Source organism: Telluria sp. GW821-FHT07G12, assembly GCF_059418525.1.
Genome location: NZ_JBWKQA010000013.1, coordinates 1 through 21,868 on the forward strand (window position 1 = coordinate 1; position 21,868 = coordinate 21,868).

The following is a 21,868-nucleotide window of genomic DNA, read 5'->3' on the forward strand; positions in this document are numbered from 1 at the left end:
GCGCGGGCCCGGCCGGCGCCGCGGCAGGCGCCGCGGCCGTTGCGGCGGGCTGCGGCGCGGCCTCCTGTGTCGTCGGCGCAGGCGGCGCGGTCTCGTTGTCTGGAAGCGGCGCGGCGGGTGCGGACGCTCGCGGCTCGGCCTGCGCCAGCGGCGGCGGCACGGATGCCGCGTCGTTGCGCGCGCGGTCGCCGGACTGCGGCAGAGTCAGCACGATGTGGTCGTAGGAGCCGGAGTCGCGCAGCTCGGCGAACAGGGCCAGTGCGACGGCCAGCAGCAGCGCGCCGCCGCCCGCGGCGATCGCCCAGCGCTGCCAGCGCGACAGGCCGCCGATGCGCGGGCTGGCCGGGCCGGGCTCGCGCATGAAGGAGGGCAGCGGGTCGGCGGCCGCGGCGGCCGGCATGGGCGGCATCACCGGCATCGTCGGAGTAGCCGGTGTGGCCGGAGGAGTAGCGGACATGATCTTCACGCCCTGCGCAGGGGCCGCGAACGGCGCGTCCAGCGGCACCGGAGTCGGCATGGCGCCCGGCGCCGCCGGTCCGAGCGAGACGATGCCGAGGATGTGGCGCAGCTCGTCGATGGTGCGGGGGCGCTCGGCGGGATCGCTGGACATGCAGCGGTCGACCGCGGTGACCAGGGAATCGCTGTAGCCTTCCAGGTTGCGGCCGCGCAGCGGGCCGGCCGGCGCCAGTTCGCGCGTGATCGCAAAATGCACGAGGCGCCCGAGGGCCGCGAGGTCGGACTCTTCGTCCGGCTCGCCGTCGGTCACGGCGGACGGCAACAGCAGCGGCTCGCCATTGTCGTGGAAGACGACGGTATCCGGCGTGATCGCCCGATGCGGCATGTGCATCGCGTACTGCAGTTCGAGCGACTGCAGGATCTGGCGGAAGATTTTGCGGCACCAGACCTCGTTGACCTGCGCGGGATCGTGTTCGACGATGTCCCTGACGGTACGGCCTTCGAGGCCCTGCTGCTCTGGTCCGATGATGAGTGTGCTGGTCATTTTGCTAACCTATATTTGTAGCAAATCATGCCAGATTTACGGGGGAGATGCCCCGCAGTGGTCTCAACCGTGCGCGCCTGTTACGCACGGTTACAACTCAGCAGTATCGGAGGGTGCGTATCAGACGTCGATGAAACGCATCTTGAAGTTGCGGCCCTTGATGGCGCCGAACTCCGGGCCCAGCGGATTGCCGCCGTTCAGGCGTTCGAAAGCCTGTTCGGCGACGCGGCGGTCAAGCGCCACGTAGCTGAAGAATTCGCCGATCTGGATCTTTCCGACCTGGTCCTTGTGCAGGCCGGCGTCGCCGGTGAGGGCGCCCAGCAGGTCGCCGGGACGCAGCTTGTCCTTCTTACCGCCGGCAATGCTGAGCGTCATCATCGCGGCCGGTCCGTCGGGGTAGGTGTCGTCGCCGAGCTCGGCCAGCGGGTGCCACTCGGCGTCGGTCTGCTGGTATTCCTCGATCAGCTTCACCCATTTCTTTTCGTTCGGCGCGACCAGTGTCAGCGCCTGGCCGCTCTCGCCGGCGCGGCCGGTGCGGCCGATGCGGTGCACGTGCACTTCCGGGTCCTTGGAGACGTCGACGTTGATCACGGCTTCCATGCCGGCGACGTCGATGCCGCGTGCGGCGACGTCGGTCGCGGCCAGCACCGTGCAGCTGCGGTTGGCGAACATGGCCAGGGTCTCGTCGCGGTCGCGCTGTTCCATCTCGCCGTACAGCGCGCGCGCCGACCAGCCCTGCTCGCGCAGGTAGTCGGCCAGTTCCTTGCAGCGCGCCTTGGTATTGCAGAACAGGATCGCCGACGAAGGGCGGAAGTGCGCCAGCAGGCGCGCCGCCGCTTCGAAGCGGTTGTCGAAGCCGATTTCATAGAATTGCTGGGCGATGCGGGCCGGCTCGTGGCGGGTCTCGACCGCGACTTCTTCCGGCTCGCTCAGGAAGCGCGCGGTGGCCTGGCGGATGTCGTCCGGGTAGGTGGCCGAGAACAGCAGGGTCTGGCGGTGCGAGGGGCAGGCGTGCACGATGGCCGCGATCTCGTCATAGAAACCCATGTCGGTCATGCGGTCGGCTTCATCCAGCACAAGGGTGCGCAGGCGCGCCAGGTCCAGGGTGCCCTTGCCCAGGTGGTCGCGGATGCGGCCCGGCGTGCCGACCACGATGTGGGCGCCGAATTCGAGCGACGCGATCTGCGGTCGCATCGGCATGCCGCCGGTGAGGGTGACGATTTTCACGTTGCCGATCCCGCGCGCCAGGCGCCGCAGCTCGTTCGCTACCTGGTCGGCCAGCTCGCGGGTCGGGCACAGCACCATGCCCTGCACCGCGAACAGCGCCTGGTTCAGGCGCAGCAGCATGCCGATGCCGAAGGCGGCGGTCTTGCCGCTGCCGGTCTTCGCCTGCGCGATCAGGTCGCGCCCGCCCAGCGCCAGCGGCAGGGTGGCGGCTTGCACTGGGGTCATCTCGTGGTAGCCGAGCTGGGTCAGGTTGGCGAGGAAGGGGGCGGGGAGCTGGAGGGCGGCGAAGGAGGTGTCGGACATGGGAAGGCCGTAGCGTAATTAAGTGATGAGCGGAGCCGAAAAATGTGCATTGTCATGCCGGGCATTGCCCGACCTGACTTCCCGCGGAAGCGGGAATCTATGCTCAGGTGGCCGAAGACGCTCAGTATGGGTTCCCGCCTGCGCGGGAACGACGAAAGTAATGTAGCTTACGCCGCCGGCTTCCAAACCGGCAAGCCGGTCAAATCCAGATCCGGATCCGAATTCCACACCGGCAGCCCGGTGGCGTCGGTCTGGTTCAAATCCAGCAGAGGAATCTGTTCCTGCTTGAGAGTGCTGCGGCGGGTGCGCTGGGCGGGGCGCTTGGGTTCGGGAGCAAGAACCTCGACCGGTGCGGCCGGCTCGAAGCCCGGCAGGTCGAAGGTGGCGTTGTCTTTCTTGTCTCTCATGCGCTGCGCTGGCCCAGAAAACAAAAGCCCGGCTCAAGAGTCGGGCTTCTGTCGTACAGTATTTGGTTGCGGGGACAGGATTTGAACCTGTGACCTTCGGGTTATGAGCCCGACGAGCTGCCAGACTGCTCCACCCCGCGTCTGAGAACGCTATTGTATCGCTTCCTGGCCTGAAGTGCAAATCAGGCTACTGCTGCTCCCTCGGGCGACGCTCAGGCGACGCTTAAGCGCCACAGCGAGGTCACCTCGAGCGTGCGCGCGGCCGCCAGCGGGTCGTCCGGATCGGACGCCTTCGGATGCACGGGGCGGATGTCGTGGCGTCCCGCAACCTGCAGGCCGGCGCCGGCTATCCAGCCCAGCAGCTGTTCGCGCGAACGCAGGCCCAGGTGCTCGGCCAGGTCGGACAGGATCAGCCAGCCCTCGCCGCCGTCCAGCAGATGTTCCTTCAGGCCGGCCAGGAAGCCGCGCAGCATGCGGCTGTCCGGATCGTAGATCGCATATTCGATCGCGGAACTCGGCTTGCCGGGCAGCCAGGGCGGATTGCAGACCACCAGGCCGGCGCGGCCTTCCGGGAACAGATCGGCCTTCACCACCTCGACCTGGCCTTGCAGGCCGAGGCGCTCGATATTCGCGCGGGCGCAGCCCAGCGCGCGCTCGTCCATGTCGGTCGCGATCACGCCCTGCAGGCCGCGATGCGCCAGCACCGCCGACAGCACGCCGGTGCCGGCGCCGATATCGAAGGCCAGCGCGACGCCGGCGGGCAGGGGCGCCTGCGCAACCAGTTCGACGTATTCGCCGCGCACCGGCGAGAACACGCCATACCAGGGGTGGATACGCTCATCCAGGGCCGGAATGAACACGCCCTTGCGGCGCCATTCGTGGGCGCCGATCACGCCCAGCAGTTCGCGCAGCGAAGCGACGAAAGGCTCGCTGGCAGGGCCATAGGCCTCGGTACACGCGTCCTTCACGTCGGGCGCCCGGCGCAGCGGGATCGTGTAATCGCCGTCGAAGGGAATCAGCAGCATCGCCAGCGTACGGGCGCGCTGCAGCTGGGCCAGGCGGTGGCGGTGGAACTGTTCGGTCAGGGTCGCCGGTTTGGCGGCGGCTTTGGCACGCTTGGCCCGTCCGCCCTTGTGCTCGATGCGGCGCACCAGCGCCTGCACCAGCTGGCGCGCGTTCTGGAAATCGCCGCGCCACAGCAGGCCGGTGCCTTCCAGCGCCAGGCGATAAGCCGTGTCGGCGTTCATCGTATCGTCGGCCAGCACGAGCTTCTTCGGCGCCGGCCAGCCGCTCTCCGAGCGCCACAGCGCCAAGCGCTCCTCGCCGTTCTCGATCCAGTGGATGCGTTGGGAGTCCAAGGGGCGCCCGATCAATGGTGGTGGTGCCAGTGAAGCTCGTTCGACTCGACGTAGGACTTCACGGCCTCCGGATTGCCGGTGGCGTGGCGCTTGATCTCGCCGCATTCGCAAATGCCCTGGTAGGGCTGGATGTGCGAGCAGGCCGAGACTTTTTGCAGGGTGACCTTGACCGGCTTGGCGCATTTGGCGCACTTGAAGGTCAGGAAGCGGGCGGGTTTGTTCATGATTGGACGTGCTTGGGGAAAGGGGCGCATTTTAGCATCGCACACTATTGCACCGTGATTGCGCTGCTGCCCCCGCCGGCCGGCCGCACCAGCACCTTGGTCGAGATCCGCTCCGTCATTTCCTGCACGTGCGAGATGACGCCGACCTTGCGGCCCAGCGACTGCAGCGCGTCCAGCGCATCCATGGCCACACCCAGGGTGTCGCTATCGAGGCTGCCGAAGCCTTCGTCGATGAACAGCGACTCGACCTTCACCCGGTTCGACGAGAGGGACGCCAGGCCCAGCGCCAGCGCCAGCGAGACCAGGAAGGATTCGCCGCCCGACAGCGAGTTCACCGAGCGGATCTCGCCGCCCATGTCCTGGTCGCGCACCATCAGCGCCAGCGAGGGGCCGGCTTGGCTGGCGACGCGCTCCAGGCGGTAACGCCGCGCCAGCTGGGCCAGGTGGATGTTGGCGTAGCCGAGCAGGACGTCCAGCGTGAACTGCTGGGCGTAATTGCGGAATTTCTTGCCGTCGGCGGAACCGATCAGCTCCGCCATCTTCGCCCAGCGCTCTTCGATGGCGCGCTGGCGCTCGATCTCGCCCATCATCGATCGTGCCCGTTCGCGCCGCTGCTCGTCTTCGCGGATGCGTACGGCCAGGCTGGCGGCCGCCTCGTGCACCGTGCGGCGCTCGGCCTGCACGCTGTCGAGCAGGCGCGCCAGGGCGTCCGCATGCGCCGGGGCTTCGGCATCCGGTGCGTCGGCCGGTCCGGCCACGGCCGGCAGCGCCGCCTGCTGCCGCACATGATGCTCACGCTGCCCGCGCCGTTCGGCCAGCACCGCGGCCGCCTGGCGGGCCCGGCCATCCAGTTCCAGCAGGGCGTCGCGTTCCTGGGCGATGCGCGCCGCGCCCACCGCCAGCAGGCTGGCCAGCTGCTGTTCGTTCTCGACCGGTTCGAGACCGGGATCGCTGCCGGCAAAGTCCTCGATCCATTGCGCCAGGCGGGTCGCCGCATCGGCGGACGCGCCCTGCAGATCGGCGATGCGGCCCAGGGCCTGGGCCTGGGCGGCGCGCACGCGGGCTTCCAGCTGGGCCGACTGCAGGCTGGCCGCCTGGCAGGCCGCCACCGACTGGCGCGCCGACGCCACCGCGGCGCCCAGTGCCTGCTCGACCTCGACCGCCTTGCGGCCCTCGAACAGGACGGCGCGTTCCTCGCGGCGTTCGCGCAGCTCGGCGTCGATGCGCTCGAAGTCCTGGCGGGCGCTGTCGCGCTGGCGCAGGGCCTGCACGACGCGTTCGTCCAGCGCGGATTGACCGGCGGCCAGGGTGTCGATATTCGCGGCCAGACGCGCCTGCAGCGCCGAGCGCTCCTGCCATTCCCTGGCCTGGGCTGCGCGCGCATTGCGCCAGCCGGATGGATCCCGTTCCCAGGCGCGTTGCCAGCCGTCGCCGCAGGCATCGCTCAGCACCGGGTCGAGTTCCTGCAGCAGGGCAGCCAGGCTGCCGGCGGCGGCATCGCGCCGCGCGGACAGGCCGGCGATGTCGGCATCCAGCTTTGCCAGCTGGCCTTGGGCGTTCTGCGCCGCCTGCAACAGGCGCGCGTGTTCGGCATTGGTCTGGTCCCAGGCCTGCTGGGCGGCGTCGCGTGCGAGCCGGGCGCGGCCCAGCCCCTGGTCGCGCGCATCCAGCGCATCGAGGTCGGCGCGCAGGCGGGTAGCCTGGCTGGCGAACCAGGCCTGGCGTCCGGCTTCCGCGGGAGCGTCCGCCGCCAGCTCGCTGTCCTGCCATTCATCTTCCAGTTGCGCGACGTCGGCGGCGAAGGCTTCGCGCTCGCGGCCCAGCTGCGCCAGTTTTTCGCTGGCCGCGTCGGCGGCCGCGCGCTGCTCCGCCTGCAGGTTCAGGTTGTCGCGCTGCTCGCGGCGGCGCGCAGCCAGTTCGTCGGCCAGGTTGGCCAGCACCGCATGCAGGCGCTCGTCCTGGTGGCGGTAGGGGTGGTCCTCGGCGCCGCAGACCGGGCAGGGATCGCCGTCGACCAGGGTCGCGCGCAGGCTCTCGACGCCGTCGGCGCAGGCCAGCTGGGCGCCCTTGAGCAGGCGCTCGGCCTGGCTCACCTGGGCGTCCAGTGCGATGCCGGCGGCGCGTGCCGCCTCCAGCGCTTCCTGGGCGGTGCTGCGGGCGCTTGTTGCCTGGCGCGCACCGGCGTCCAGCTCGGCCAGGCGCTGGCGGGCATTCCGCAACACGTTCCAGGTCTGTTCCAGCGCGGCCAGGCGCTCGCGGCGCGCGTCCAGCTGGCGGCGTTCGTCGCGCCAGGCGTCGTCGTCGATGCCGGCCAGGGCTTCGCCGGCGGCGCGGCGCGCTTCGTCGCGGGTGGCCAGCAGCGCGGTCGCGGATTCGAGGGCGACGGCGGTGCGCTGGGCGGCGTTGGCCGCCTGCTCGGCGCCGGTCCTGGCGGCGTCCAGGGCCGCCGCGGACTGGGCGTCGAGCCGCGCGGCTTCCTCGGCCTGCACCAGGCGCTGTTCCCAGCGCGACCATTGGACCGCCAGGCCTTCCAGCGCGCGCTGGCCGTCCAGCCAGGCGATGGTGGCCTGCAGCGATTCGCGGGCGGCGGCCAGTTCGCGGGCCTTCGCCTGCTGCTGCGTCTCGGCTTTTGCCGCTTCATCGATGGCCTGGTCGCGCGCGCTGCGCGCCTTGGCATGCGCGGGCACCAGGGTGTCGAGGGTCGCATCGAGGGCCTTGGCGCGGTCCAGCTGCGGGCCGGCGGCGCGCAGGGCTTCCTCGGCCGCTTCGAGCTTGCGCTCGGCCTCGATCTGGCCGCGCAGCGCTTCCTGCTGGGCTGCCAGCGCACGTGCCAGTTCCTGTTCGCCGGACGCCAGTTGCGTCTGTGCCTGGCGCTGCTCGTCGGCCAGGCGCGCGAGGTCGGCCATCAGCGGGCGCGCCGGCTGCACGGCATCCAGCGTGGCCAGGCGCCGGCGCCGTTCGCCCGCGCCGTCCACGTCGGCCTGGGCGGCGGCCAGCGCGGCTTCGGCGGCGGTCTCCGCCGATTTCAAACGGGCCAGCTCCTGGTGCCAGCGCAGGCGTTCTTCCAGCGCGGCGCGGCGGGCGTCGACCTGCTCGAGCTGCCGCGTGGCCTGCGCATGCTGCGTTTCGAGCTCCTCGCGTTCGGCGGGCGAGAGCGGGGCCTGGTCCTGCAGGCGCGAGCTCAGGCGGCGCATCGCTTCCTGCTCCTGGCGCCAGCGCTCGAAGGCGCGGCGCGAGATCTCGCTGTAGACGGCGCTGCCGGTCAGGGTCTCGAGCAGTTCGCCGCGCTCGTTCTCGTCGGTGCGCAGGAAGGCCGAGAACTCGTTCTGGGCCAGCAGCACCGAGCGCGTGAACTGTTCGAAGGAGAGGCCGATGCGGCGCTCGATCTCGCCCAGCACCTCGGTCTTGGTGGCGCCGATCGGGTTCAAGTCCGGCAGGCGCTGCAGGCTCATGGTAACGGGCTGCAGGGCGCCGCCGGCGCGGTTGCGCGAACGGCGCACGCTCCAGCGCGCCCGGTAGCGGCCCTCGTCGTTGCCGACGAAGTCGACTTCGGCATGGGCCTCGGCGGTGCCGCGCCGCAGCAGGGTGCGGCGGTCCTGCACCGACAGGACATCGTCGCCGACGTCGGGCAGGAAGTTGCCGGCGCGCGGACCCTTGAGCAGGCGCGGGGTGGCGTCGTACAGGGCCAGGCACAGGGCGTCGAGCAGGGTGCTCTTGCCGGCGCCGGTGGGGCCGCTGATGGCGAACAGGCCGCTCGATACCAGCGGCTCCTTCTCGAAGTCGACCTCGAACTCGCCGGCCAGCGAGGCCAGGTTCTTGCCGCCGATGCGAAGGATCTTCATAGTTCCCCCGTCATCAGTTCGGCGAAAGCGGCCAGCTGGTCGTCAGGCGCATCCTCGCCAAAGCGCTGCTGCCACAGGCGGCGGAAGATGTCGTCAGGCTGCAGCTGGGCCAGCTGGTCCAGGCTCAGGGCCGCGTTCACACCCGGCGCGGTGACCACTTTGCGGGTAGGCTCGATCTTCGCCAGGCGCACCGGCTTGCCTTCCAGCGCCGCCTCGACCTGGGCACGGAGGCTGGGCTCGGGACCGTCCAGCAGCACCCGCACTTCCAGGTAGGGCTGCTCGTGCAGCGGCGCGTCCGGCAGGTCCAGGCCCACCAGCTCGGCGATCACCTGTTTCAAGGGCGCCGGCTGGGCCGGCACGCGCAGCAGGTCGACGGCGCGCGGCACGTGCAGGGGCACGACGTCCTTCGCTTTGGCGCCATCGAGGTCGATGCGCAGCACCTGGTGCTGGTAGCCGATTTCCGCGAACGACAGCGGCAGCGGGCTGCCGCAATAGCGCAGGTGTTCCTGCTTGCCGACCTTTTGCGCCAGGTGCAGGTGGCCCAGCGCGGCATAGGCGATGCCGGGATCGAACATGGAGGAGGGCAGGGCCTCGGTGCCGCCGATCAGGATGCGGCGCTCGGAGTCCGGCGAGGAATCGCCGCCCACCATGTGGCAATGGCCCATCGCGAGAATCGCCTCGCCGTTCGCGCAGCGCGAGCGCGCCAGCGCGTAGGCCTGCTGGTAGAGCAGGGCGATGCCGGACAGGTAGGCGTCGATGGCCGCATTCTCGGCCTCATTGCCGGCATCCACGCGCGGCACGTCGCCGGGACGCAGGAAGGGAATCGCCACGCACCAGGCCCGGACCTCGCCGTCGCGGCCGGTCAGCGGCACCACCATGCGTTCGATGTCGATCCTGCCTTCGGCATCGCGCACGGCGTGGCCGACCACGCGGGTGCCGTGGGCTTCGAGCAGCGGGCCTGGCGCTTCCAGGCGGCCCGGCGAATCGTGGTTGCCGGCGACGATGACGATGTCCAGCTGCGGCGACCTGGCCCGCGCCTGCTGCAGGAAGCGGTAGAGCTGGCGCTGCGAGGCAGCCGAAGGGTTCGAGTTGTCGAAGATGTCACCCGCGATCAGCAAGGCATCGGCCTGCTCGGCCACGATGGTCTCGAGCAGCCAGTCGAGGAAACGCTGGTGTTCGTAGGTCCGGTCGAAGTTGTGCAGGGTCTGGCCGAGGTGCCAGTCGGAGGTGTGCAGCAGCCGCATGGATTTCTTACAGGAAGATAGAACCTATCTCAGTAGGGATGAGTCGTTGCTGACGCGCCTGACAAGCGGGTGCTGCGTTGCTCGTCGTTGCATGGCTGGGCCATGCGGCCTCCTCGCGCCTTGCCCGCGCTTGTCATGCATCGTCATCAACTTCCTCCTCCCCCCTGAGATAGGTTCTGGGTGAGCCAGGGCGCTCACTATAGCGCAGACAGCATCGCCATGACAAAAGTTCTCGGACAGATGAGCAAGCTGACAATAGCTCTAATAAAATAGGCGAATGAGCGAACCCACCCTTAGCCTGGGCGCCGCGCGCGCCCTGCACCTGGCGGCCCAGGGCATGCTGCAGCCGCGCCGCGCCCGCGCCGGCAAGGACGACGTGCTGGCCGCGATCCGCCGCATGGGCGTGCTGCAGATCGACACCATCAGCGTGGTCGCGCGCAGCCCTTATTTAGTACTGTGGAGCCGCCTGGGCGACTATGAGCCGGCCTGGCTCGAGCAGCTGCTGGCCGAGGGCAGGCTGTTCGAGTACTGGGCTCACGAGGCCTGCTTCATTCCGGTCGAGGACTATGGCCTGTACCGCCATCGCATGCTCGATCCGCACTCGATGGGCTGGAAGTCCGGCGCGTCCTGGATGAAGGGGCATGCCGAGCAGGTCGACCATGTGCTCGAACACATCCGCGTGAACGGCGCGACCCGCGCAGCGGATTTCGAACGCACCGACGGCAAGGCCGGCGGCTGGTGGGAGTGGAAGCCCGAGAAGCGCTCGCTGGAAGCGCTGTTCACGGCCGGCAAGGTGATGGTCGCGCGGCGTCACAACTTCCATCGGGTCTACGACCTCGCCGAACGCGTGCTGCCCTGGGACGACAGCCGGACCCCGACCATGCCCGAGGTCCAGCGCGAATTCGTGCTGCGCGCCGTGAAGGCGCTGGGGCTGGCGAAGGCGGCCTGGATCCCGGATTACCACCGCACACGCCCGCCGCACCTGGCGCTGCAGTCGCTGGTGGACGAAGGCCTGCTGCTGCGCGCCCGCGTCGAGGGCTGGAAGGAGCCGGTGTTCGTGCACCCCGACCACGCCGCGCTGCTCGACGACGCGTCGCAGGGGCGCCTGAACCCGACCGTGACCACGCTGCTGTCGCCCTTCGATCCCATCGTCTGGGACCGGCGCCGCGCGCTCGAGCTGTTCGGCTTCGATTACCGCCTGGAGTGCTACACCCCGGCCGAAAAACGCCAGTACGGCTACTTCACGCTGCCGGTGCTGCGCCGCGGACAGCTGATCGGGCGCATCGACGCCAAGGCGCACCGCGCGGCCGGGCTGTTCGAGCTGAAGTCGGTCGCTTTCGAGAGCGGCGTGCGTCCGAGCGAGCGCCTGCTGCGCGACCTGGCGGCGGCGGTGGCGCGCTGCGCACGCTGGCACGGCTGCCCGGCGGTCGAGGTGACGCGCACCATTCCCGAAGGCTTCGCCGCACCCCTGCGCAACCTGCTTACCATGCCGCAACAGGCCGCCGCCTGAGCTGTTTCTTCCGCCCCCTCCGATGGGGGCGGGAGCCCTTGCGGTTTGTGCCAGATCAAACCTGGCTCCGGGACCCGTCCGTACACTAGGTGCTCTTTCAGGCCGATGACAACGACTACAGGGTCCAACCCTTCCTTCAGGCCTGTTCAAAACATATGCCTCCCATCCAGGTTCTTGCCCCGACCATGCCGGTCAGGCTGAACTTTGTGTTGGCGAAAAACTGAGCGGAGACCGAATGCTGACGTCAACCTACACTCTCGTTGCCCTGTCCGTGGAACAGACCACCGTGCGCTCGGCGCTGCAGTCGCTGCTACGCATGCTGCATGCCTTGCCTGACGAAGATGGCGTCCTGGCGCCCGGCCAGGCGGCCCAGCTGTGCACGGAGCTGCGCCAGGTGGTCGACGATTGCCACTGGCGCAAGCTGGACAAGTTCCTGGTGCCGGCTCTGCGCCGCGTGTCGTGCGCGGCCGATGGCCTGCTGCACGATCTCGAGCAGATCAGCCGCGCCGCCGCCGATGCGCTGGCCGCCGCCGAAGCCTGCGTCGATGCGGGCGCCCGCGGCGTCGACCGCGACAGCTACCATGAAGCCATCGAGCGCTGCGTCGAAGCCCTGCGCTGCCGCCTCGAACGCGAGGAGCACGAGCTGTTTCCGCTGGCCCGGAGCCTGGTGCGCGGCGAGGCCTGGTTCGCGATCGCCAACCAGATGCTGGCGCACGACGCCGTCGCCCGCGAACGGCGCGGGGCAGGGCGGCGCGGCTGCGTCGAGGCGATCGAAGCGCGCCGCGCGCCGTATGAGCGGCCTGCACCTGCCCACGCCCAGACGCACGGTGCGGCGGGCGCCGAATTCGGGCGGCGCTACGCCACGCTCTCCCTCTTGCACTGATGCGCTGTCCGCACGCGCCAGTCCGGCGGCGCGAGGCCATCAGGTTTCTTGTTATGATGGCGATTTTGGAAGTGCGATTTCATCATGTTCGAGTTCCTATTCAAGCGGCCGGGCGACAACAAGCCCGGCGACAAGCAGCCGGCCGGACAGGAGGCGCGAGCGGAACAGGCCGCCTCTACGGGGCCGGGCGCAGCGAGCCCGGGCGCCGGTGCGACCCCGCAGCGCGCGCTGCAGGCCGAAAAGCTGAGCCAGCTCCAGGGCGACGAGGCCGCCGCGGTGGAATTCATCCTCCAATGCGAATTTTCCGAGCTGCGCCTGAGCGCGGCCGAATTCATCCATAGCCCCGAACTGCTCGAGCGCGTCCATACCGCGATGCGCAATACCGACCGCCGCGTCGCCAAGCTGATGCAGTCGCGCCTGGACGCCCACCGGCACCGCGAGGCCGAGCACCGGCGCGGCGAGACCATGCTGGAACAGGCGCGCTCGCTGCTCAAGGATGAGCTGCTGACCCCCAATCATGTTGCCGACCTCGACCGCAAGTGGGCGATCATCGCCGCGCCCGAGCTGCAGGAAGAGTTCGGCGGCATCCGCGCCGCGCTGGCCCAGCGCCTGGAAGCCCAGGTGCAGCTGCAGCGCGCCATGATCGACCGCCTGGCCGCCCTGCGCAGGCTGCCATCCGAGCCGCTGCCGGCCGCCGAGCTGGCGGCCAGGCTCGAGACCCTGACCCAGGAACAGGCCCAGGCCCTGCAGGCGCCCGAGCACGCATCGCTGCCGCGCGGCCTGGTGGCCGAAGTCGGCCTCGAAGCCCAGAAGCTGCAGGCCAGCCTGCATGAAATCGAAGCCGGCCAGGCCGCGCTGGCGGCGCGCCAAGCCTTCCTCGCCGCCCGGCAGGAGAAACCCGCCGCCGAGCTGAATCCAGCCGCGCTGCGCAAGGAATGGCACCGCCTGCCGCAGCCGCAGCAGGGCGCGCATCTCGAGGCCATGGCGGCGCTGCAGCAAGGCTTCGACGCCTTGCTGGCGAGCGTGCCGCAGCCGGAAGCGCGCAAGCCGCGCGAGCCGAAGGAAGCTCCTGCCGCCGCCAAGCCGAAAGGCCAGCCCAAGCCCGAGGGCAGGTCGCGTGGCGCCGACCAACACTTCCTCGACACCATCGATGCGATGGAAGCGGCCCTGCAGCAGGGCTCGCTGGGCACCGCCGCCGAGCTCGACAAGGCGCTGAAGGAAGCCCGCGACAAGGGCATGCGCCTGACGCCGGTGCAGTCCGACCGCCTGGCCCATGTGCGCGCCGAGCTCAAGCGCCTGTCCGACTGGGCGCGCTGGGGCGGCAACGTGTCGCGCGAAGAATTGATCAAGTCGGTGGAAGCGCTGCCGACGCAGAACCTGGCGATGAGCGAGCTGGCCAAGAAGGTCGGTACCATGCGCGAACGCTGGAAGGCGCTCGACAGCCTGTCCGGCGCGGCCCCGAAAAGCCTGTGGGAGCGTTTCGACGCCGCCTGCAGCACGGCCTATGCGCCGGCGGCGGCCCACTTCCGCCACTTGGCCGACGAGCGCCACGCCAACGCCGCGCGCGGCCAGGCCCTGATCGACGAGGCGAACGCCGAGATCGCACGCCTGCAGTCGGGCGAAGCCGAATGGAAGCACGTGGCCGGCACCGTGCAGCGCCTGCGCCTGGCCTGGAGCCACCTGGGCGCGATCGACCGCAAGGAAAAGAAACGCCTCGACGCCTTGTTCGCCGACGCCCTGAACACCCTGCAGGGACCGCTGGAAGAGCAGCGCAAGGGCGAGATGGCGGAGCGCGAAGAGATCATCGAGGCCGCCGCCGCCATCGATCCGCACGACCGCCACGCGCTCGACACCATGCGCGCCCTGCAGCAGCGCTGGCAGGAGCATGCGCGTGCGCTGCCGCTCGAGCGCAAGAGCGAGCAGGCGCTGTGGCAGCGTTTCCGCGCGGTCTGCGACGACGTCTTCCAGCGCCGCAAGGAGACCATGCACGAGGCCGACATCGAGCGCCGCGCCCACGAAGCCGCCAAGGAAGCGATCAGCGCGCGCCTGGAAGCGGCAGCTTCGGAGCTCACCCCGGCCACGGCCGGCAAGCTGCTGCGCGACGCCGCGGCCGAGTGGCAGGCGATCGGCCCGGTGCCGCGCGCCCACGAGGCGCGGGTCGAGAAGCGTTACCACGCCGCGGTGGCCCAGATCCAGCACCAGCTGGAAGCGGCCAGACGCGCCGCCGGACTGGCCCAGGCCGGCCAGCTGCGCGACAAGCTGCGCCTGGTGCAGGAAGTGGAGCAGCTGGTCGCCAGTGGCGCCGGTGCCGGCGATGCCGATTGGGAAGCGCGCTGGAATGCCTTGCCGCCGCTCGACGCCGACATGGAACGCGCCCTGCGCGGCCGCTTCGAGGCTGCCCTGCGCGCCCTGCCCGAAGGGCGCGATGGCTATGCCCAGCTGCTGGAGCGCAACCGCGACACGCTGCTGAACGAATTGCTGCGCGCCGAGATCCGCGCCGGCATCGACAGCGGCCCCGAGTTCGCCCGCGAGCGCCTCAAGCTGCAGGTCGAGGTGCTGCAATCCTCGCTCAAGTCCGGCCACGGCGCCGGCCACAAGGGCGGGCAGAAGGATGGACAGAAGGGCGGGCAAGCGAGCGGCGCCGCCCAGCTGCGCGAACTGGCCGCGCTGCCGGCCCTGGTCGACGCCCGCACCGCGTCGCGCATCGAACAGCTGTTCATGCGCCTGGCCCGGGAGGGGAAATGACGCAGGGGTTTGCGCAGTTTTTCAATGAAGTGCGGGTGCAGCAGGACGATTTCGATCTCGGCGCGGAAGTGGCGCGGATGCGCGCGGGCGACCCGCGCATCGGTGCCGTCGTTTCTTTCGTCGGCACGGTGCGTGACCTGAACGAGGGCGCGAAGGTTGCCGAGCTCGAGCTGGAGCATTACCCCGGCATGACCGAGCGCGCGCTGCAGGACATCGTCGAGCAGGCGCGTGCCCGCTGGCCGCTGTACGGCGCGCTGGTCGTGCACCGCGTCGGCCCGATGGCGCCGATGGAGCAGATCGTGCTGGTGGCGGCAAGCGCCGCCCATCGCGGCGAAGCCTTCGCGGCCTGCGAATTCATCATGGATTATCTGAAGACCGAGGCGCCGTTCTGGAAGAAGGAACAGACGCCGGATGGCGCGCGCTGGGTCGATGCGCGCGTCAGCGACGATGCTGCCAGAGCGAAGTGGGCTGACCGATGAGTTGGTTTGCCGTAGGTCTTGGCGCCGCTCTCGGCGCCTGGTTGCGGTGGGGCCTTAGTATTTTCCTGGGGCAATTGCACTCGCACATACAACTCGGCACCCTGATCGCCAACCTGGTGGGCGGCTACCTGATCGGCCTCCTGCTGGGCTTCTTCGGCAGCTATCCGGCCCTGTCGCCGGAATGGCGGCTGTTCGCGATCACCGGCTTCCTCGGCGGCCTGACCACCTTCTCCAGCTTCTCGGGCGAGGCGATGGTGCTGCTGCAGCGGGGCGACTATGGCTGGGCGCTGGCGCATTCCGGCCTGCATCTGCTGGGCTCGATTGCCTTCTGCATTGCGGGATTCGCTACCTGGCGTGCCATAGCCTGATACGGGAGCATGCTGCTGAGCGCGAAGGGCTTTTATGCGATGTCCTTCGTGCTGGTTCTGTTCGCGATCGTTGCAGTGCAGAAAAACGTTCGCGACTTATCCGCCCATCCCGCATCTTGAAATTTGCTTGCCGCATCCCTAACTTGGTTCTAGTTTAAGAACCAACCGAACCACTAGGGGATAACAATATGCGGCAAGACAAATTGACGACCAAGCTCCAGGAAGCACTGGCGGATGCCCAGAGCCTGGCGGTCGGCAACGATAACCAATACATCGAACCGGCGCACCTGCTAAGTGCGCTGCTGAACCAGGACGACGGCAGCGCGCGCTCGCTGCTCCAGCGCGCCGGCGTGAATGTCGGCGCGCTGTCGACCGCGCTGCGCGGCGTGCTGGAGCGCCTGCCCAAGGTGTCCGGCACCGGCGGCGACGTCCAGGTCGGGCGCGAGCTGGTGCAACTGCTGAATTTGGCGGACCGCGAGTCGCAGAAGCGCGGCGACCAGTTCCTGTCCAGCGAAATGGTCCTGCTGGCGCTGCTAGAGGACAAATCCGACGCCGGCCGCCTGGCGCGCGAACACGGGCTGACGAAGAAGGCGCTGGAATCGGCGATCGCGGCCGTGCGCGGCGGCGATGCCTCGGTGAATTCGCAGGATGCCGAGGGCCAGCGCGAAGCGCTCAAGAAATACACCCTCGACCTGACCGAGCGCGCCCGCATGGGCAAGCTGGATCCGGTGATCGGCCGCGACGACGAGATCCGCCGCGCGATCCAGGTACTGCAGCGCCGTACCAAGAACAATCCGGTGCTGATCGGCGAGCCGGGCGTGGGCAAGACCGCCATCGTCGAAGGCCTGGCCCAGCGCATCGTCAACGGCGAGGTGCCGGATTCGCTGAAGGGCAAGCGCGTGCTGTCGCTCGACATGGCGGCCCTGCTGGCGGGCGCCAAGTTCCGCGGCGAGTTCGAGGAGCGCCTGAAGTCGGTGCTGAAGGAACTCGCGCATGACGAGGGCATGACCATCGTCTTCATCGACGAGATCCACACCATGGTCGGCGCCGGCAAGGCCGAGGGCGCGATGGACGCCGGGAACATGTTGAAACCAGCATTGGCGCGCGGCGAGCTGCACTGCATCGGCGCGACCACCCTGGACGAGTACCGCAAGTACGTCGAGAAGGATGCCGCGCTGGAGCGCCGCTTCCAGAAGATCATGGTCGACGAGCCGAGCGTGGAGGCGACCATCGCCATCCTGCGTGGTCTGCAGGAGAAGTACGAGCTGCACCACAAGGTCGAGATCACCGACCCCGCGATCATCGCCGCGGCCGAGCTGTCGCACCGCTACATCACCGACCGCTTCCTGCCCGACAAGGCGATCGACCTGATCGACGAGGCGGCTTCGAAGATCAAGATCGAGATCGACTCCAAGCCGGAAGTGATGGACAAGCTGGACCGCCGCCTGATCCAGCTGAAGATCGAGCGCGAAGCCGTCAAGAAGGAAACCGACGAGGCATCGCAGCGCCGCCTGGAGCTGATCAACGACGAGATCGCGCGCCTGGAGCGCGAGTACAACGATTACGAAGAGATCCTCAAGGCCGAGAAGGCCGCGGTGCAGGGCACGACCCACATCAAGGAAGAGATCGAGCAGATCCGCCTGCAGATGGAGGAAGCCAAGCGCCAGTCCAACTGGCAGAAGGTCTCGGAGCTGCAGTACGGCCGCCTGCCGGAACTGGAGCGGCAGCTGAAGGAAGCGGAAGCGGCAAGCGAACAGGCCGAAGGCGAGGCCGACGGCAAGCCGCGCCTGCTGCGTACCCAGGTCGGCGCCGAGGAGATCGCGGAAGTGGTCTCGCGCGCGACCGGCATTCCGGTGGCGCGCATGATGCAGGGCGAGCGCGACAAGCTGCTGCACATCGAAGAGAAGCTGCACGAGCGCGTGGTGGGCCAGGACGAGGCGATCGAAGCCGTGTCCGATGCGATCCGCCGTTCGCGCGCCGGCCTGGCCGATCCGAACCGTCCCTACGGCTCCTTCATGTTCCTGGGCCCGACCGGCGTCGGCAAGACCGAGCTTTGCAAGGCGCTGGCGGGCTTCCTGTTCGATACCGAGGAAGCGCTGATCCGCATCGACATGAGCGAATTCATGGAGAAGCATTCGGTGGCCCGCCTGATCGGCGCGCCGCCGGGCTATGTCGGCTATGAAGAGGGCGGCTACCTGACCGAAGCCGTGCGCCGCAAGCCCTACAGCGTGATCCTGCTCGACGAGATCGAGAAGGCCCACCCGGACGTCTTCAACGTGCTGCTGCAGGCGCTCGACGACGGCCGCATGACCGATGGCCAGGGCCGGACGGTGGACTTCAAGAACACGGTCATCGTCATGACCTCGAACCTGGGTTCGCACAAGATCCAGTCGATGGACACGGCCGAGCCGGCGGTGGTCAAGATGGCTGTGATGGCCGAGGTGCGCGGGCACTTCCGCCCCGAGTTCATCAACCGTATCGATGAGATCGTGGTCTTCCATGCGCTCGACGAGAAGAACATCGGCGACATCGCGCGCATCCAGCTGCGCAACCTGGAGCAGCGCCTCGAGAAGATGGAGATGAAACTCGACATCAGCGACGCCGCGCTGCAGAAGATCGCGGAAGCCGGCTTCGACCCGGTCTACGGCGCCCGTCCGCTCAAGCGCGCGATCCAGCAGCAGATCGAGAATCCGCTGTCGAAGGCGATCCTGTCCGGCCGCTTCGGGCCGAAGGACACGATCCACGTGGGCGTGAACGGCAGCGAGCTGACGTTCAGCCGGGAGCCGGCAGTGGAGCTGGCGAAGTAAGTTTTCAGCGTGGATGTGCAAGCGCCCTGTCCGGGAAACCGGGCAGGGCGCTTTTTTATATGACGAGGCCTTGTACGCGGCTTAGTTGCGTACTGGCTTGCGTGCCTTTGCCACCCCTCCGAGCAGCAACAGACCACCCAGCAGCATCGCATAAGTCGACGGCTCCGGCACCGGCGCCAGCGGGATGTTTTCCGACAGCAGGCTGCCGACCTTGCGGCCGCCATCGCCGTCGAAGAAGTTGACCTTCAGGTGGGGCGAGGAGAAGTCGGTGGCGCCGCCGTTGAAGGTGAACTTGAAGACCATGTCGTCGGACAGCGCGATGTGCTGGCCCGAGAAGCACAGGCCGGCGCCGACGTGGGCGCCGCCGCCGCAGCCGTTCGCGTTCAGTTCATTGCTCGACATCGTCCAGTTGGCCGCACCGCCCGGCGCCGATGTCAGGGTCACGCTGTCGAAGTTGCCGATGTCCTTCAGCTGCAGGGCGCCGATGGTGGTCGCCCTGGCCCAATCGCCGCTGCGGTGGGCGGCGTCGATTTCGAGGGTCAGCACATTGTCCGTCCAGGACGACGTGAAGGTGACGCCCTGGAACTCCAGAACGCCGGCCTGGGCCGACGCCATGGCGCCGAACGCCAGCAGCGATGTGAGCAAGGTCTTTCGGATCGTCGTTTTCACTTCCTTCTCCTTTTCTTCGTGTCTCGGGTGCCGGCCCTTCGCGTCCTGCGAACGAACCGGCGATACGGATGAGTCCGCGAACACAGGGTAGGGGGAGGGAGCGATGCTCTCTGTTAAGTGGCTAACTCAGCCTTTGTAACAAAGATATTGACGCTCGGAAGGAAATAGAGGACTTACCGCACTGCGTCAAAGAAACAGATCCCAGCATCGGCATGATCGGTATTTCATGATGCGGAATCGTGTTCGCGGATATGAAAATTGCACGAAAAGGGCAGGCTCACCCGTTTCCATTCTGAGAAATTCTCTCCCGTATCATGGAATGAGATTCCTAAGTGATTGATAGATATGGAAATAAAAAGAATCCTATGTCTTATATAAGAGTATTGGTGCTGCGCACAACCCGCTTTAAGATATTCCCAAGGACGCTTCCTTCCAACACAGCTTTCATCATTCATCATCAGGAGAATCAGCATGGCAACTCGTGAACAGCAAATCGCCGCCCTGCAGCAGGACTGGGATACCAATCCGCGCTGGAAGAACGTGACCCGCAACTACACGGCAGAAGACGTCGTTCGCCTGCGCGGCTCGGTCCAGATCGAGCACACCATCGCGCGCCGCGGCGCCGAAAAGCTGTGGGACCTGATCAATAACGAACCTTACGTCAACGCCCTGGGCGCGCTGACCGGCAACCAGGCCATGCAGCAGGTGAAGGCCGGCCTGAAAGCGATCTATCTGTCGGGCTGGCAGGTCGCCGGCGACGCCAATCTGGCCGGCGAGATGTATCCGGACCAGTCGCTGTACCCGGCCAACTCGGTGCCGATGGTGGTCAAACGCATCAACAATACCTTCCAGCGTGCCGACCAGATCCAGTGGTCCGAAGGCAAGGACGACATCGATTACTTCGCGCCCATCGTGGCCGATGCCGAAGCCGGGTTCGGCGGTGTGCTGAACGCCTTCGAGCTGATGAAGTCCATGATCGAAGCGGGCGCCGCCGGCGTCCACTTCGAGGACCAGCTGGCGTCCGTCAAGAAGTGCGGCCACATGGGCGGCAAGGTGCTGGTGCCCTCGCGCGAAGCCGTCGAGAAGCTCACCGCGGCCCGCCTGGCGGCCGACGTGATGGGCACCCCGACCATCCTGGTGGCCCGTACCGATGCCGAGGCAGCCGACCTGCTGACTTCGGACGTCGACGCCAACGACCAGCCCTTCTGCACCGGCGAGCGTACCGTCGAGGGCTTCTTCAAGGTGCGTCCGGGCGTCGAGCAGGCGATCTCGCGCGGCCTGGCCTATGCGCCCTACGCGGACCTGGTGTGGTGCGAGACCGGCAAGCCGGACCTGGCCTTCGCCAAGCGCTTCGCCGAAGCCATCCACGAAAAATTCCCGGGCAAGATGCTGGCTTATAACTGCTCGCCTTCGTTCAACTGGAAGAAGAACCTGGATGACGCCACCATCGCCAAGTTCCAGAAGGAGCTGGGCGCGATGGGCTACAAGTTCCAGTTCATCACCCTGGCTGGCTTCCACGCCCTGAACTACGGCATGTTCAACCTGGCGCACGGTTATGCGCGCCGCGGCATGTCGGCCTTCGTCGAGCTGCAGGAAGCGGAATTCGCCGCCGCCGAGAAGGGCTTCACCGCGGTCAAGCACCAGCGCGAAGTCGGCACCGGCTACTTTGACGCCGTGACCCAGACCATCCAGCAGAACCAGAGCTCGACCACGGCGCTGCATGGTTCGACCGAAGATGAGCAGTTCTTCGATGAGAAGAAGGTTGCTTGAATACGGCGCTCAATAGAGTCGCCCATTAACTAGTTTCGATTTCCTCCGTTGTTCGCGGTGGCAGCCGCAGCGGTCAACACCGCTGCGGCTTTTTTGTTGCTGCTTTGTCTTTCATGTTCATAAGTAATTGATTTCGCAAGGAACAATTTTAAAAAAGATTGAACTAAGGAAGTTTCCTAGCCTCAAAGGGGTACATTCTCTTTTTGCTGCTAGGAACTTTCTCATGAAAAAACTCGTTACTTTTGCTTCGGATATCCGCATCAACTCCCTGCTGTGCGCCAGCGCCGCCGTCCTCCTGACGGCTTGCGGTGGCGGCATGACGGACAACGGCCAGCAATCGCAGACCGCCGCCGTGGTCACCAGCAGCGCGGATCAAACCGCAGCAAACAGTGCCGCCACGACGCCGAACGCTGCCGATGCAGCCGGCGCACAAGCGACCGAAGCCGCCGCGAGCAGCTTCGAACTGAGCGGTTACGACGGCCAGCCGGCCTCGACCGGCGCCGCCCCGGCAGCACAGGCAGATGGCGCCCCGCATCTGCTGGCGTCGATCTCGTCCTCGAGCCCGACCGTGAGCGCCGCGACGACCACCCCGGCCACCACCTATAACTATTATGTGTCGCCGACCGGTTCGGACAACGCTGCCGGCACCAAGGCAGCACCGTTCAAGACCCTGGCGCAGGCAGCGAAAGTCGCCACCAAGGCGGGCACCACCGTGTGGGTTGCCCCAGGCACCTACGCCGGCGGCATCAAGACCACCGCCAACGGTACCGCAGCAGCACGCATCTACTGGGTCTCGACCACCAAGTGGGGCGCCAAGATCGTTCCGCCGTCGAGCTCGAGCAACAACAATGCCTGGGACAACCGCGGCAATTACGTCAGCATCATCGGCTTCGACGTCGACGGCACCAATTCGGGCTCGGGCACCAAGTGGACCCACGGTATCTACACCGGCGGCTCCTACGGCATGATCCAGGATAACCACATCCACCATATCGCCCGCAGCGTCGCCTGCACCAGCGCCGGCGGCTCGGC

At 67.7% G+C, this 21,868-nt stretch carries 16 protein-coding genes, 1 tRNA gene and 1 pseudogene; 9 read left to right on the plus strand and 9 right to left on the minus strand.

The window, feature by feature from the left end:
* The 8 genes from AC07PE_RS26700 to AC07PE_RS26735 all read right to left on the minus strand — a co-directional run.
* The coding region (locus tag AC07PE_RS26700) for a serine/threonine-protein kinase (RefSeq protein ID WP_498770304.1) at nucleotides 1-1,000 on the minus strand (1,000 nt) is incomplete at its 3' end.
* Nucleotides 1,001-1,120: 120 nt separating this feature from the next.
* The gene (gene dbpA / locus AC07PE_RS26705) at nucleotides 1,121-2,530 is read right to left on the minus strand and encodes an ATP-dependent RNA helicase DbpA (RefSeq protein ID WP_498770306.1); all 1,410 of its coding nucleotides are present in this window, start codon (nucleotides 2,528-2,530) and stop codon (nucleotides 1,121-1,123) included.
* A gap of 167 nt (nucleotides 2,531-2,697) precedes the next feature.
* Nucleotides 2,698-2,937, minus strand: a complete 240-nt coding sequence (locus tag AC07PE_RS26710; RefSeq protein WP_498770308.1) for a hypothetical protein — start codon at nucleotides 2,935-2,937, stop codon at nucleotides 2,698-2,700.
* A gap of 63 nt (nucleotides 2,938-3,000) precedes the next feature.
* A tRNA-Met gene (locus AC07PE_RS26715) sits at nucleotides 3,001-3,077 on the minus strand.
* A 72-nt stretch (nucleotides 3,078-3,149) separates the two neighbouring features.
* Nucleotides 3,150-4,295, minus strand: a complete 1,146-nt coding sequence (locus AC07PE_RS26720) for a methyltransferase (RefSeq protein ID WP_498770310.1) — start codon at nucleotides 4,293-4,295, stop codon at nucleotides 3,150-3,152.
* An 11-nt stretch (nucleotides 4,296-4,306) separates the two neighbouring features.
* Nucleotides 4,307-4,519, minus strand: a complete 213-nt coding sequence (locus tag AC07PE_RS26725) for a hypothetical protein (protein ID WP_258845928.1) — start codon at nucleotides 4,517-4,519, stop codon at nucleotides 4,307-4,309.
* 44 nt (nucleotides 4,520-4,563) lie between these two features.
* A complete protein-coding gene (locus tag AC07PE_RS26730; RefSeq protein WP_498770312.1) occupies nucleotides 4,564-8,361 on the minus strand; it encodes an AAA family ATPase in 3,798 nt (1,265 codons plus the stop codon).
* On the minus strand, nucleotides 8,358-9,605 hold the full coding sequence (locus tag AC07PE_RS26735) for an exonuclease SbcCD subunit D C-terminal domain-containing protein (RefSeq protein WP_498770314.1): 1,248 nt from the start codon (nucleotides 9,603-9,605) through the stop codon (nucleotides 8,358-8,360). Before AC07PE_RS26735 ends, AC07PE_RS26730 begins: the two co-directional genes overlap by 4 nt.
* A gap of 277 nt (nucleotides 9,606-9,882) precedes the next feature.
* Between AC07PE_RS26735 and AC07PE_RS26740 the strand changes: the two genes are divergently transcribed.
* The 7 genes and pseudogenes from AC07PE_RS26740 (at nucleotide 9,883) to clpB (ending at nucleotide 18,397) form a co-directional block, all read left to right on the plus strand.
* A complete protein-coding gene (locus AC07PE_RS26740; protein WP_498770316.1) occupies nucleotides 9,883-11,115 on the plus strand; it encodes a winged helix-turn-helix domain-containing protein in 1,233 nt (410 codons plus the stop codon).
* 235 nt (nucleotides 11,116-11,350) lie between these two features.
* Nucleotides 11,351-11,998 (plus strand): hemerythrin domain-containing protein, encoded by a 648-nt coding sequence (locus AC07PE_RS26745; protein ID WP_498770318.1) that lies wholly within the window; start codon nucleotides 11,351-11,353, stop codon nucleotides 11,996-11,998.
* A gap of 84 nt (nucleotides 11,999-12,082) precedes the next feature.
* On the plus strand, nucleotides 12,083-14,743 hold the full coding sequence (locus AC07PE_RS26750) for a DUF349 domain-containing protein (protein WP_498770320.1): 2,661 nt from the start codon (nucleotides 12,083-12,085) through the stop codon (nucleotides 14,741-14,743).
* Nucleotides 14,740-15,222: a molybdopterin synthase catalytic subunit MoaE gene (moaE, locus tag AC07PE_RS26755; protein WP_498770322.1), complete on the plus strand. Its 483-nt coding sequence runs from the start codon at nucleotides 14,740-14,742 to the stop codon at nucleotides 15,220-15,222. The genes AC07PE_RS26750 and moaE overlap by 4 nt, the downstream gene beginning before the upstream one ends.
* Nucleotides 15,219-15,590: a fluoride efflux transporter CrcB gene (gene crcB / locus AC07PE_RS26760; protein WP_498770324.1), complete on the plus strand. Its 372-nt coding sequence runs from the start codon at nucleotides 15,219-15,221 to the stop codon at nucleotides 15,588-15,590. Before moaE ends, crcB begins: the two co-directional genes overlap by 4 nt.
* Before the next feature lie 6 nt (nucleotides 15,591-15,596).
* Nucleotides 15,597-15,710, plus strand: a pseudogene (locus AC07PE_RS26765) (YiaA/YiaB family inner membrane protein); the annotation flags it as partial.
* Nucleotides 15,711-15,778: 68 nt separating this feature from the next.
* Nucleotides 15,779-18,397, plus strand: a complete 2,619-nt coding sequence (gene clpB, locus AC07PE_RS26770) for an ATP-dependent chaperone ClpB (protein WP_498770326.1) — start codon at nucleotides 15,779-15,781, stop codon at nucleotides 18,395-18,397.
* Nucleotides 18,398-18,478: 81 nt separating this feature from the next.
* Here clpB and AC07PE_RS26775 read toward each other — a convergent pair whose 3' ends face one another.
* A complete protein-coding gene (locus AC07PE_RS26775) occupies nucleotides 18,479-19,066 on the minus strand; it encodes a PEP-CTERM sorting domain-containing protein (protein WP_498770328.1) in 588 nt (195 codons plus the stop codon).
* Between the two features lie 471 nt (nucleotides 19,067-19,537).
* On the opposite strand from AC07PE_RS26775, the gene aceA reads away from it, so the two are divergent.
* Nucleotides 19,538-20,836, plus strand: a complete 1,299-nt coding sequence (gene aceA / locus AC07PE_RS26780) for an isocitrate lyase (RefSeq protein ID WP_498770330.1) — start codon at nucleotides 19,538-19,540, stop codon at nucleotides 20,834-20,836.
* Between the two features lie 223 nt (nucleotides 20,837-21,059).
* Nucleotides 21,060-21,868: right-handed parallel beta-helix repeat-containing protein (locus AC07PE_RS26785; RefSeq protein WP_498770332.1), on the plus strand; the 809-nt coding region annotated here is incomplete at its 3' end.

What these genes read in the sequence shown, in the direction of transcription:
- aceA (WP_498770330.1), top strand. Translation starts at nt 19,538, where the DNA reads ATGGCAACTCGTGAACAGCAAATCGCCGCCCTGCAGCAGGACTGGGAT.
- AC07PE_RS26750 (WP_498770320.1), top strand. Translation starts at nt 12,083, where the DNA reads ATGTTCGAGTTCCTATTCAAGCGGCCGGGCGACAACAAGCCCGGCGAC.
- dbpA (WP_498770306.1), bottom strand. Translation starts at nt 2,530, where the DNA reads ATGTCCGACACCTCCTTCGCCGCCCTCCAGCTCCCCGCCCCCTTCCTC.
- AC07PE_RS26730 (WP_498770312.1), bottom strand. Translation starts at nt 8,361, where the DNA reads ATGAAGATCCTTCGCATCGGCGGCAAGAACCTGGCCTCGCTGGCCGGC.
- AC07PE_RS26710 (WP_498770308.1), bottom strand. Translation starts at nt 2,937, where the DNA reads ATGAGAGACAAGAAAGACAACGCCACCTTCGACCTGCCGGGCTTCGAG.
- AC07PE_RS26735 (WP_498770314.1), bottom strand. Translation starts at nt 9,605, where the DNA reads ATGCGGCTGCTGCACACCTCCGACTGGCACCTCGGCCAGACCCTGCAC.
- AC07PE_RS26725 (WP_258845928.1), bottom strand. Translation starts at nt 4,519, where the DNA reads ATGAACAAACCCGCCCGCTTCCTGACCTTCAAGTGCGCCAAATGCGCC.
- clpB (WP_498770326.1), top strand. Translation starts at nt 15,779, where the DNA reads ATGCGGCAAGACAAATTGACGACCAAGCTCCAGGAAGCACTGGCGGAT.
- AC07PE_RS26745 (WP_498770318.1), top strand. Translation starts at nt 11,351, where the DNA reads ATGCTGACGTCAACCTACACTCTCGTTGCCCTGTCCGTGGAACAGACC.
- AC07PE_RS26740 (WP_498770316.1), top strand. Translation starts at nt 9,883, where the DNA reads ATGAGCGAACCCACCCTTAGCCTGGGCGCCGCGCGCGCCCTGCACCTG.
- moaE (WP_498770322.1), top strand. Translation starts at nt 14,740, where the DNA reads ATGACGCAGGGGTTTGCGCAGTTTTTCAATGAAGTGCGGGTGCAGCAG.
- crcB (WP_498770324.1), top strand. Translation starts at nt 15,219, where the DNA reads ATGAGTTGGTTTGCCGTAGGTCTTGGCGCCGCTCTCGGCGCCTGGTTG.